Genomic DNA, 12,219 nt, shown 5'->3' with positions numbered 1-12,219 from the left:
CCTATAGCTCAGTTGGTTAGAGCGCTACACTGATAATGTAGAGGTCGGCAGTTCAACTCTGCCTGGGACTACAAGGGGCAAGAAGCGACACTAAAAATCTTACAGAGAAAGAATTACCGGACAAAAGGAGGTAGATGCCGGATTTGCCTGAGGTATACAGCCTATAGACGTCCTACGTTTGTAGGTTTTAATGTTTCCGTACATCCCAGAGACTGGAATGAGAACAAGAAGCAAGTAAAAGCAACGGAACCCCGCCATATCCTTTACAACAGACTCATCAAAGAACAATACCATAAAGCCGAAAGCATCGTCTTGGATAACTATCTGATTCCTTTAACAGCACAAGAGTTTATAGAAAGATTTAAGGATAAGCTGACCGAGCTTTCATAAATCCGCCTGTCAGGCGTACACTTTAAAATACCTCCCGCTACCAGATCCGAAATCTTCTTGTGCGAACGCCGTAGCATTTTGGCTACCTGATTAATACTGAAAGTCCGTTCAATCTCCGGTTCCGAAGGTTTAGGCAATTTCCTGTCCAGAACCCTTTCGATAACCTTCTCAAGGGATTCTTCCGTTGTAACAATATACCCCGACAGTTGAAGATTTGGCATATATATCTTTCATATTGGAAACAGAAGGCAATACAAACCCAAAAGAAAATGCAAAGCCCAAAATAGAACTTATGGACAATGCCACACCAAAAGATATCACAAGGCTTTTGATGACAAAAGACGAATTTGATTTTACCTCCGCTTACTACTACAGCATAAAGAAAGGGCAGGCACAGGAAGAGCTCCAAAAACTTTCTTCTTTCATCGAAAAGCATTGCATACCGAAAGCAGCATCCATAGAAAAGGAAATACAGGACATGAAAGGCAAGATCCGGTATTACGAATCGAAAAGTATTATCGGGACTGCCCACAATTAGTTTTATCTCCATGAAAAACAGCAATGCTTACAGTATATCAGTCAATTGGATGTTTTATCGATGGGCTTATTATAATTTTTTTATATTCCGGCAGTACATCCCATTTTCTTTCAAAATAATGGACTTTTTAAAAGAATTGTGATACTATCCATTGAATTAGAGATAATATGTTCTGGTACCATATTTGTTTATAAATAAAAATATTGCAAAAAAGAAAAACAATGGGGTTGTCCCAAAAGTAAAACAACACAATCAAAATGTTACTCTCTTTGTCATCCTGAGCGCAACGAAGGATCTCATTCCTCCGGATACGAGATGTTTCACTCTTGTTGGCTCCGCCGATTTTCAATTGTCTGGAATACGATGTCATCCCAATAAATAAACACATCCATATACTTGATTGTACCAGGCATACAGATGTGTTATATAAATAATTCCCCGGATTTCGGACTATTTTTTTAATACCTGGGGACGAAGTACCTTATATTTTGCAGGGGTATTTCCCGTGCGCCGGCTGGGGGTCTCCTTGTTGTAATACTGCCGGACGAACGGCACAAACGTATTATTTAAACGGCGAACCTTCTCCTCCGGAAGGAATTGCTTCATATAATTGTTCAACTCAAAAACATCGCCTTCGTTTACACGGTATACATAGATCTTGTCATTTTTGATGTACATAAAACTGTTAAGGTCGCGGGGCCTTTTCAACGAATGGCAAAACAATATGGCTTCCGGCCCATGGTTATTGATATTCTTAATCACCTGCCCGAGCTTTTCCTTATCTTCAGGCCGCTCGGATTCAACCTCCGTATATGCATACGTCCCGTCATAATAATTGGCAAAGGCAAGAACATTCATTTGATCATCGACACAGGCGAGCGTAAAGACACGGCTACTGTCGATAGTGATGTGGCTGTAGATATTTTCATCATTATTGAAATTTTCCATATCTACGAACTGAATAACCAGCATCGGGACTGTTATCCCGTTCAGCAAACCAATATTGGGCGGATTGGTAGATTCGTCTACCTTCCAGTATTCGCACTGGGCCTTATGGCAATCCAACACGTTCTTCTGTATTTCGCCCTTGTAATAGTCCATATCGGCTTCTTCATAAAACTTTTTCAGACTGGACACAATATCCTGTGAAAAGATATTTCCACAAAACAACAATCCTGTTATTAATGCCAAATATTTTATTTTCATAGAATTTATTCTTTTAAAATATTAATACTATTATTTCTGTTATTTATCACCTTACCATCCAAACAGGATGCGGCGGCTTATCTTCATGCAAAATACTCACTTTTTTAGTTTGAAACAGTTGAAAAATTAAAACTTATATCCGACTCCAATATTGAGTCCGAGTTGCAGTAACTTTTCATCGAATATAGATGGGCCTCCTCCGAAACTTAGCATATTCAATTGTATCTGTGGAGTTAAAAACAGGGAAACGCCCGATTTGAATATATAGTTAGCTCCAAGGCCGGCAAATCCTCCAAGCCCCCAGGTATATCCCTTATATGGATGATAATTGACACTAACACCTGCATTGGCATGGAAATATTTTCCAAAGTAATATCTTAGACCAATAGGAACAGAAAAAATACCGAAAGTATCATCATATGTATATGAACTGATGTTATTCCTATAATAGGTGCTTGTAAAATCCATCTTCACCAGGGTTGCCGACAGCCCGATTATAAATTCCGTATTTTCCGAAGCCCTGTAAGCATAGTCAAGTGCCAGGGTAAAATAATCTTTCCCCTTATACTCTTTTGAATTCGTGAACTCATACCTGTTGGATGAATAATTGGCTTTACCGTAGGAGAAATGGCCTCCTATGTAATACTTCTTTTGTTCTTGCCCATATGCAACTAAAATAAAAAATAGTAACAGAATTATTAAAGTTTGTTTTTTCATATTTTTCAGAAATTACATTAATGATTATTAGCCTTCTTTTTTTGCTCAATCTTTTTCTTATATTCTTTCCAATCCGATTCGTTCCGCCAAATCCATTTGTTTTCTTTAAGCCAGTTGTCAGATGAGGGAAGGGAGTCGGCTGGTATAAAATTCATAGGTGCTTCATTACGCCAAAGGTTTTTCTTCGTTTCTCGATAATACTGATCTCCCGCTTTTGAATTAATCCTAAAATAAATTTTCTGTATTGTATTTCTATCAATAATTTTATATCTTATCTCATCTGTTGACATACCTTTGAGTATAGATAAAGTTCCTGGTTTATCATAAGAATGCACTATAATAGTATCGTTATTAATCTTATATACTCCCCATAAATCACCCCAACGAAACTGTCTATCATCAATACAACTTTGAACAGAGCGAATCATATTTGTTTTTGTCTCTTTTTCGGAGATATTACTTTTAAAAGGGAACTGAACCCAAGTTCCATCATCAAAAAACATACAAGCTCCATATCGTAATTTATCTGAAATTAGATAATACCCATCTACTTCAATTAAATTTCGGATAGCAGTATTTTCACCTTCTAGCTTAATAGTTGACCGAGTAATAACATCTTTCTTTTGTGAGATGCAAGAAATACAACAAACAATACTAATTAACATGGACAAATGTTTTTTCATTTCTTCAATTTTTTCTCTGCCTTTATTCTATCCATGTACTTTCTCCAATCTGATTCATTGCGCCAGATCCATTTATTTTCTTTGAGCCAGTTGTCAGAAGATGGAAGGGAGTCGGCTGAGATAAAATGTAATGAGTCTTCATCTATCCAAGGACTATGCGTCTTATAATAATCATCATCCGTTCTTATTTTGAAAAATACTCTTTTTATTGTTTGTCTATCTATAACTTTATATTTATCTTCAGATAACCCCCATGCTTTCAGAAAACCTGGTTTATCATAGGAGTGTACAATAATCGTATCACTTTTAATTTTATAAACTCCCCAGAGAAAACCCCAACGAACTTGTCCTTTATCAATCCAACTTTTAATTGAGCCAGTCAAATCTTCTTTTATTACTTTTTGTGATATATCTCTTTTAAAATGGAAGTAGGTCCAAGTTCCGTCATCAAAGAACATTATGCTGCCAAGACTGGTATCAGATGAAAGAGGATAATGCCCGTCTATTTCAATCAGATCCCTTATTCCAGTATTTTTACCTTCCAATTTAATAGTTGATTTTCTGACTATTTCTTTTTTTTGCGATACACATGAAATACAATTTATAAGGCAAATGAAGACAATTAAATATTTTTTCATAAAAGATGCTTTATTTTATAATTTAAGCCGAAATACATTCTTTATTTATGTTTAAGTGCATATATGAAATTATATATTTCGGCTATATAGATTTAGTTAAATGCTATCTTTCCCACAAAGAATGAGGATTATGATAGCCAGTATAGAAATAATCGCCTGAACTGAAATTATCATAATTTAGAAAATAGGGCGTTGGAGTCACATATTTATGTATTAGGTTTTGAGTCATGTTTTGTACCATTGGATGACTAAATCCCACACGAGTAGTATGTCCATTTTTATTCCGGTATCCCACCCATGCAGGGGCGAAATGCACTTGTCCATTTACCCACGCTCCATTTTTATTATTTTTTAAAACAGGAGCTGCTTTATCATTAGTTTTATTGTTACTATCTCGTGAACCCCAATTTGTGTATAGATGAGTTCCTATCGAAAATCGACCAAGATTCAGTTCCACCGCATTCGTTCTCCAACGATCTTCGCCATCGCCTAATGCATCATTAGAGAATACAAAAGAATTATGATTGAAATACCCGGTTATTGTACCTACTGTTTGTTTTCCATACTGTTGTCCATCGATATTAGAGGCCGAATAATAAGTTCTGCCATAACCAAGGCCATAACCTTCATCGGAAAAAGAAGCGTTCCATCCCCAGTGGTTATTTCCTAAACCTATGCCTGCACTTAGGCTAATATCTCTCTTTTCATCGTAATAATTAACCCCTATGTTTACACCACCTGTTAGTCCACTTGTGCCAAATCCTAATCCCGGAGAGATACTCAAACTAAATTTATCGTTAATTGGTATCGCAATTGGCGGCATAAGCTGGGAGTATGCAGTAGCTAATGCCATTTTTCCAACATATGGAGCAAAATGCCCTAAAAAAGTACCGGAATAATTAGAAGCCCATGCAGCTCCAACAAAGCCAGCGGTAAGCGCATTGGCTGTAAATCCTACTGTAAGACCAGTAGCTATTGCCTGTAGGCCCCAATTATCCGTGCAGAGGCCATGTGCAGTATATCCTACTGCAAATCCAATAGCAAATGGTATCCAAAAGAACTCTCCACTCGGATCGGTAAACCGTAGCGGATTATTCAAGACATAACTATACCTGTTATAGTTCTGGCTGAAATCCATCATCTGCACATACGGGTCGGGAGAAAGGAACCTTCCCAATACTGGATCGTACATGCGACCGTTCATGTTAATCAATCCGAACTCTTCCAGGTGCTCATGACCGGTATAGCCGCGATGGAAAGCGAAGGCGTTGTTTGTTACCGTCCGGTTGCCCCATGCATCGTAAGAGGCTTTAAAGACCTCCGTACCCTCGCCGTCGGTCAGTTTGACGATACTTCCCAGATGGTCGGCATGGACATAATAAACCTGATCCGTCTGTCCCTGCTGTTTTACATACACAGCAGCCAACCCGTCGCCACCGCTTATGTAATACAACTGCCTTGTTACGCCGTTCTCTGTTACAACCTCATAGTCCCCTGCAAATATAATGGTTTTCTGCAAGGCATTATTCTTTTTCAACTCGCTTTTCCAACGCTGGCGGTCAGGTCCGTATGTTATATCGAGCAACAGGCTGTCTGTCCCGACCTTATCGCTGATGCTTGCCGCCTTGTTGAAGGCTGTATAGGTGATCACCTGGTCTTCCGTCGAAATCAAACCGTTCGTGTTTTCAACAGAAGAAACAGCATGGGGACGGGAGCCGTAATCGTATAACCCCAGTCCGGTCTTGGAATCTATATTGCCGTTCGGCATATAGTCCATACTCATAACCGTGGCGCTGCCATGCTTAACGGTAGTAAGCCTGTCCAGGTCGTCGTAAATAAAAGATTCAGCCTGCGGTATCATACCGGTACGCGAAGTCAGGTTGCCGGTAGCCCCATTGAACACATAAGCCATATCGTGCAGGATGGCGGAACCTTTTACTGTCTTTATATTGGTAAGAAGCCCCTGGCTGTTGTACGTGCGGGTAGCAGTCAACGTTCCTCCCAACAGCGAGGTATAAACCGTACCGGTAGCGCCTGTCGATTCCCAGATAGCCTGCGTGCCTGCCAATACTTTAGATAAGTTTCCGTATGAATCGTACTGCCTGTTCACCTGCACACTTCCCGGATAAAGAATGTTGCTTAACTGTCCCTGTGCATTGTAAGCGAATGAAAATTCGAGCAAGCCTGCCCCGTCCACATTGCGCTTTTCCGTCAGGGTGCGTCCGTACATGTCGTAAGTGTAGGCGGAATAATTGCTTCCTGTCTGCACCTTGACCAGGCGGAGCAAATTATAGCCGGTGGTACCGTAAGTATAAGTAGTTGTATCACCATCGATAGTAGTCGTTGCCAAACGTCCCAGTACATCGTAAGCATTGGCTGTCGTTTTCCCGTTGCCGTCGGTTTGCTGCGTCAATCGCCCGGCAGCATCATAGGCATAGGTGGACACCCCTGCGTTCGGATCAGTCAAACCTGTCCGGTTTCCAATGGCGTCGTAGGTCATGGAGAAAGTAGCGCCGCCTGCAACGACATTTTTCGGCTTACCTGCCGAAGAATAGGTATAGGCAACTGAAGAGACAGGGTCGGTAGCGGACTTGATATTACCCCAGGCGTCGGCAGTCTTCTCATATGTCTTGCCATTGACGGCAGTTGTCACCTTACGGTTTTCATAAGTGTAAGTAATACTCTGTCCTGCGCTGTTGCTCGATGAAGCCGACCTTCCCCTGGCGTCGTATGTATAAGATTCCGTTGTTACCAGGCTGCCGGTCTGGGACTGCTTTTGCGTAGCCTGCCCTTTGGCGTTATAAGAGGTTGCCTGTTTGATGTTCATGCTTTTTTCACCGACGGTTTCAACCAGTACTTCACGCCCCTTGTTGTCATACCATGTCTTTACCCAAGGTTGTCCGGTTCCCTGCGTCAGGACAAAATAACGTTTCGACTGGTTGTTGTTCCAACCCAATTTAGTCGTTGTTTTCGTTCCACCAGGAAAAACCGTGTAGGTTCTGTTACCCCAATTGTCATAGGTATGGGTGGTAGTAAGTATATTGGACGCAAGGGTTTCATCCTTTTGCGTCAATACATTGCCCCAGGTGTCATAGGTATAACTCTTTACCGAAGACGCGGGGGTAGTGAAAGTTTTTGTAAGGAACCGGTAGGTGGCGTCATATACATTATTAATTGTAACCGGGGTTATGCCCGAACCGCTTTCTACGGTTGTCAGCACATTTCCGATGGCATCATAAGTATAATTGGTTGTCAGCGGCAGGGAAGAGTTATAATTCCCGATAACCTGCGTCCGGTAACCTTTAACGGCGTCGTATGTAATAGCCGTCTCTTTAGTAAATACTGCTGCGTCATCGGCATGCTTCTGGATTGAAGTAACCAATTGCGGTTTATAGCTTCCTCCCGCCAGTATGTAATTGCCGTACTGTACCGTTTTATACATGCTGTTGCTGAAGTCTATCTTTTCTTCCGTTATATAGCCGTAAGATGTATTATACTGGTAAGTTGTGGTCACAATATTCCCGTCCAAATCCTTGTCGGTTTTGGTTGAAGGGAAAGTGAAATACTTTTTAGAACCTTTGTCTGTGACGCTCAATGCCAGTTCAGTTTCAGCAGTTTTGCCGTCCACCGTTGTTTTGGTATAAGTTGCAGAAGGTACATAAAAGGATGTATTCCACGATTTTACACCCGATTCGGTTACTGTGCCGAGCGTAGTATTGTTTTCTGTTCGGGAAGCCAGCCCCAGCATCCCTCTTCCCTGCAAATGTATTTTCAGACCGCCGTATTGATAATTTGTCGTCATACTGCCGGCAGCCCCATTATTGACAGTGACCGATTTAACCGCATGGAGCGGAACTGTATAATCAGCCACCGGGTAAACGCTCCCTGTACCTTTGGTATAAATACCGCCACCTACAAATGATGCGTAGGTAACAGAAGTCGTACTGCCGTAGCTGTCTGTGATAGAGGATATCTTCCCGTTGCCGGTATTGATGCTGTTTTTATAGAACCGCCAGACAGGATCAGCGCTTGCATTGGAACTGCTGTAACAATTATAACCATAGTTAATTAAATCAGTTTGACCGTCTCCATTAAAGTCTCCTATTAGATAACGATCCGAAAGAGCATCATGATCTTTTTTAGAAGTCGCGGAAGCTACCTGTGTTAACGTAGTGCCTGTTGAACGCATCCAATATGAATATGTTGTATTGAATACACCCCAAGGGCTACTCCATATATCATCCTTTTTATCATACATGGCTTTGGTTATAATCACATCGGATTTACCATCGCCATCGAAATCTGTAACACAAATATCGAATCTAGTATTGTCCTTTTCTGTAAAGTCCTGATCATAAATACCTAACGTACATGCAGTTGTTTTAGAAAATGTTCCATTCCCATTACTTAGAGCAAAGTACCAATTACTGTCTCCGGTTGCGCTCATAATAAAGTCCATCCTGCCATCTCCATTAAAATCTCCGGAACGGATTCTCCATACATTTCCGATATTAGTACCTGTTGTTTTATAACTATCAGAGAATGTGGATGTAGATATACCATTGCCCTGATTCCAGAAAATACTGTATCCACCGCTATAGAAGACCAATATATCATCTAACCCATCTCCGTTATAGTCAGATATAAATATTTTTTCGGGTTTAGAGGATAATGTAAGATTTAAGCTGGCGCTATATAGTGTTGTACCCGTATTTATTCCTACAATTCCACATACATATTTATTACTGCTATGGTCTTTTTCTAATGTTATTAGATCTTCTTTCCCATCTTTATTGAAGTCTCCGGAAGCATATAATGGCATCTGAGAAGTGTTCTTTAGAGGGCAGGAAAGTTTCATCCCATTAAGAGTACCTCCAACAAAATCAAATTCAACAACTTTATAGCTTACCTGATCGATTATTGAAAGGTTCGGTACAAGCAAATCATTTATACCATCTCCATCGAAATCAACTGAGAAAGGCCCACCTTTTTCTTCTCTCCAGTCACCCATATTGAATGAAGATCCCAATTTATATGGACCACTTGATCCAAACTGAGGTTTTCCATAACTATCAAGCGAAGCAGGATAGATATATACATAGGTGTAATATGACCAAGTGTTAACACCTATCAATTCTTTAGCGGACATCATACTGACTATATCTGTTAACCCGTCACCATTGAAATCCCCTGAAGTGAATATTGGCTCTTCCAGAGTTAAATATGAAGAACTTACTGGAGTATTTACAGTAACAGTATTTACCGATTGATACAATGAAGGCAGGTAATTCCAATTCAAAGTAAACGGCTTTAATGCTTCTCCAGCCCCATTTTTAACCGTAACGGTTGTAAGACGGGAGTATTTTGTAGTCGAACCATCATCGGTATCGTTATAGTTCAATTCGTAAGTACGGTAAACATTGCTACCCGTTTTGGTTGAAATACTGCTTAACCTATAGCTCATATAACCTTTTACATTCTCGATATAAAACGGAGATGAATCGTTGCGGTAGCTATAATTGAAAGTAACAGTATTCGTTAATCCGGTAGATGTGTTTTTATTATTACCATAAGTTATTGTATTGAGATACATGAAGTAACTCCAGTTATTGTAAGTATAGGTCATGAAATTTCCCATCGAATCTTCCACATAATCCAGATACCAGGCATTAATGCGCGGAGAACTACCTGAGGTATAACTTAATCGTCCCGAAGTAGTATTGCCATAATAGGATTTCATTCCATTGGAATGTTGAACTTCAAACCATGTATTAGCAGTCGTAGAAGTATATGTTCCGTGAACTATCACTTTTGTCAACGGATCGGATTCAGGATAATATACTGCACCTTCCTGACCGGCCGTACCGGATGAATATATTAACCGTTGCCCGTCAAGGTAAAATGCGTCATTTCCCTGATAAGTCATTTTTGAAGCTGTTCCGTCGTGATAAATATCTTTTGGAGCACGGGTAATAGTCGAAATACCGGATAAATTACATCCCCAACCTGCAATTCCATTTCCGGACTGACTGTTATAAACGATGGAAAGAGCAGGTTGCATACCACCAACACCTAACGGCACTTCAATCGGTATGGATATTGTAGCTGCTCCGGTCGGAGATACATTAAAACTCCCACCTACTGCCCCTACCGGATCAGTATCGGAACTATAAGAGTTCGGGATATCTGTATATCCGAATTCTTCGGAGGAATAACCGATGATCCCCGTTGTAATGATCCCCGAACTACCGTAACCTTCAGACACGACATAATATGTTCCGGGTTCTAAAGCCATTTGGATAAATGAACGGGTAGTAGATGTAGAACACGCCCCGTCTCCCGAATAGTCGTCATTGCCGGCAATTACAGTACCGGATGCATTCAAAAGATGCATATATGTATCGAATGCCGATCCGCAATGCGTCATCGTTACTAACATTTTCTTACTCAGGGTAAACTTGTAAAAAATGTCATTGGGTGTACGCGCCGTATGCTGGTTGGTATAATTCACGGTATTCTGGGTATCGGAATAATTAAAATCTGAAGAGAATGTCCCGGCGTTTATAGGATCACTGAAGCTGTCCCCTTTTAAATCGATCACAGTCCCGGAAATATCGGTCAGGATAACCCCGTTTGCACTGTAACCTTCCGATACGACATAATAAGTACCGGCATCCAGATCCTTTTTCAGGTACGAATGCATTGTACTGGAACATTTTCCTTCCCCGGAATAATCGTCATTCTGATCGATTTTGCTCCCCGATGCGTTCAGCAAATATAAAAATGTATCCGAAAGCGTCGATCCGCAATGCTTCATGGTGACCGTCATCTTCTTATTCAACGTGAATTTATAGAACACATCGTTTGTGGACTTACCGGTATAGCTATTAGTGAAGCCGGTTGTATTCTGCGAATTGGAATACGAAAAGTCATTATTGAATGTCCCGGCGTTTATAGGATCACTGAGACTCTCCCCTGAACCGATCACAGTCCCGGAAATATCGGTCAGGATGACCCCGTTTGCACTGTAACCTTCCGATACGACATAATAAGTACCTACCTATCACTCGCAGCAGAGTAATTCAGTTCAGTTTCCAAATATGGACAGGATCCAGGTGCAAGGGCGGATAGAACGGGTTCTTTCCTGAGGTAATACAGCGGTAGGGGTAAAAATTTTCATAGGCGTCTCATTTACTGTTTTAAATCGAAGAAATAGAAAAAACACTTAAATATTTACGTCCCTGTATCATTTCAATGGTTTTAGCTATTCTACTTTACAAATAAAACCGGATACATCAATAATATTAACGCATAATTACAAAAAATTATGAAAGTATCCTAATAAATATTAGATTTTTTTATTAAAAAATTCAAGTTGCTTTATAATTTGTATAATTTATCGAAAGTGTATGCCCAAATGAACATAATAAGTTTATTGTTGAATAAAATTTAAACAGGCTTCAAAAACTTAAAAAAAGTTCAAAAAACAAGATAAATATAAACGGTTGTGCATAAAAGTTTTATCTTTGATATTCCTTGTATGTGGAGGTGAAATAATAGAAAATGTAGAAAAATTTTGGTCTAACAATTTGGAAGTTTCAATAAAAGCCCTACCTTTGCATCCGCTTACCGAGAGAGGTGCCGCAATCGAAGGAGATTTGAAGAAGAAAAGTATTGAAAACTTAGTTTGACAATAGAGACTTGAATTATAAATATTATAAACGCTGGTTGTACAATTGTTAGACGAGAGCAAAAATATATGAAGCGTAATCCCGCTGATTATGAGTCCGTTTGGAGAGGTTAATCATAATCTGCCTGGGACTACCACGACGCGAGAGCGTCGTAATTAAGAATGAACAATGAACAATAAAGAATCAGGATTGCTATCCATTCATAATTATTAATTCATCATTCTTAATTAAAAAACGGGGGATTAGCTCAGCTGGCTAGAGCACCTGCCTTGCACGCAGGGGGTCAACGGTTCGAATCCGTTATTCTCCACAAGGTTAATTAGGAATTAAGAATGAGGAATTAAGAATTAAGAATT

The 12,219-nt window shown here is 40.0% G+C and carries 8 protein-coding genes and 2 tRNA genes; 4 read left to right on the top strand and 6 right to left on the bottom strand.

Features of this window, described 5'->3' with window-relative positions; translation table 11 throughout:
- Positions 1-68, top strand: a tRNA-Ile gene (locus ACYPZI_RS14785).
- Positions 69-96: 28 nt separating this feature from the next.
- Entirely contained in the window at positions 97-390 is a 294-nt protein-coding gene (locus tag ACYPZI_RS14780) for an Arm DNA-binding domain-containing protein (protein ID WP_459602945.1), read from the top strand.
- Here the strand turns inward: ACYPZI_RS14780 and ACYPZI_RS14775 are convergent.
- Positions 321-611: a hypothetical protein gene (locus ACYPZI_RS14775; RefSeq protein ID WP_459602943.1), complete on the bottom strand. Its 291-nt coding sequence runs from the start codon at positions 609-611 to the stop codon at positions 321-323. The two genes, ACYPZI_RS14780 and ACYPZI_RS14775, sit on opposite strands and share 70 nt — an antisense overlap.
- Between ACYPZI_RS14775 and ACYPZI_RS14770 the strand changes: the two genes are divergently transcribed.
- Complete coding sequence (locus ACYPZI_RS14770) at positions 605-928, top strand: hypothetical protein (RefSeq protein WP_459602941.1); 324 nt, start codon at positions 605-607, stop codon at positions 926-928. The two genes, ACYPZI_RS14775 and ACYPZI_RS14770, sit on opposite strands and share 7 nt — an antisense overlap.
- Before the next feature lie 450 nt (positions 929-1,378).
- Here the strand turns inward: ACYPZI_RS14770 and ACYPZI_RS14765 are convergent, their stop codons facing one another.
- The 5 genes from ACYPZI_RS14765 to ACYPZI_RS14745 form a co-directional block, all read right to left on the bottom strand.
- Positions 1,379-2,134 carry a hypothetical protein gene (locus tag ACYPZI_RS14765; RefSeq protein ID WP_459602939.1) on the bottom strand — a complete coding sequence of 252 codons (756 nt, stop codon included), beginning with the start codon at positions 2,132-2,134 and terminating at the stop codon, positions 1,379-1,381.
- Positions 2,135-2,260: 126 nt separating this feature from the next.
- Positions 2,261-2,851: a hypothetical protein gene (locus ACYPZI_RS14760; RefSeq protein ID WP_459602937.1), complete on the bottom strand. Its 591-nt coding sequence runs from the start codon at positions 2,849-2,851 to the stop codon at positions 2,261-2,263.
- A gap of 17 nt (positions 2,852-2,868) precedes the next feature.
- Complete coding sequence (locus tag ACYPZI_RS14755; protein ID WP_459602936.1) at positions 2,869-3,534, bottom strand: hypothetical protein; 666 nt, start codon at positions 3,532-3,534, stop codon at positions 2,869-2,871.
- Positions 3,531-4,172: a hypothetical protein gene (locus ACYPZI_RS14750; protein ID WP_459602934.1), complete on the bottom strand. Its 642-nt coding sequence runs from the start codon at positions 4,170-4,172 to the stop codon at positions 3,531-3,533. Before ACYPZI_RS14750 ends, ACYPZI_RS14755 begins: the two co-directional genes overlap by 4 nt.
- 103 nt (positions 4,173-4,275) lie before the next feature.
- Positions 4,276-11,160, bottom strand: coding sequence for a polymorphic toxin type 23 domain-containing protein (locus ACYPZI_RS14745; protein WP_459602932.1), 6,885 nt, complete (start codon positions 11,158-11,160; stop codon positions 4,276-4,278).
- Between the two features lie 939 nt (positions 11,161-12,099).
- Here ACYPZI_RS14745 and ACYPZI_RS14740 point away from each other — a divergent pair.
- Positions 12,100-12,173, top strand: a tRNA-Ala gene (locus ACYPZI_RS14740).
- The last annotated feature ends 46 nt before the right edge of the window (positions 12,174-12,219 follow it).

The organism is Dysgonomonas reticulitermitis, assembly GCF_054601275.1.
Note: the sequence above shows the minus strand (reverse complement) of the source record. Positions and strands in the feature narration are given on the sequence as shown.

Excerpts from the sequence above, each read along its gene's own strand:
- ACYPZI_RS14775 (WP_459602943.1), bottom strand. The coding sequence starts at position 611 with ATGCCAAATCTTCAACTGTCGGGGTATATTGTTACAACGGAAGAATCC.
- ACYPZI_RS14765 (WP_459602939.1), bottom strand. The coding sequence starts at position 2,134 with ATGAAAATAAAATATTTGGCATTAATAACAGGATTGTTGTTTTGTGGA.
- ACYPZI_RS14760 (WP_459602937.1), bottom strand. The coding sequence starts at position 2,851 with ATGAAAAAACAAACTTTAATAATTCTGTTACTATTTTTTATTTTAGTT.
- ACYPZI_RS14755 (WP_459602936.1), bottom strand. The coding sequence starts at position 3,534 with ATGAAAAAACATTTGTCCATGTTAATTAGTATTGTTTGTTGTATTTCT.
- ACYPZI_RS14750 (WP_459602934.1), bottom strand. The coding sequence starts at position 4,172 with ATGAAAAAATATTTAATTGTCTTCATTTGCCTTATAAATTGTATTTCA.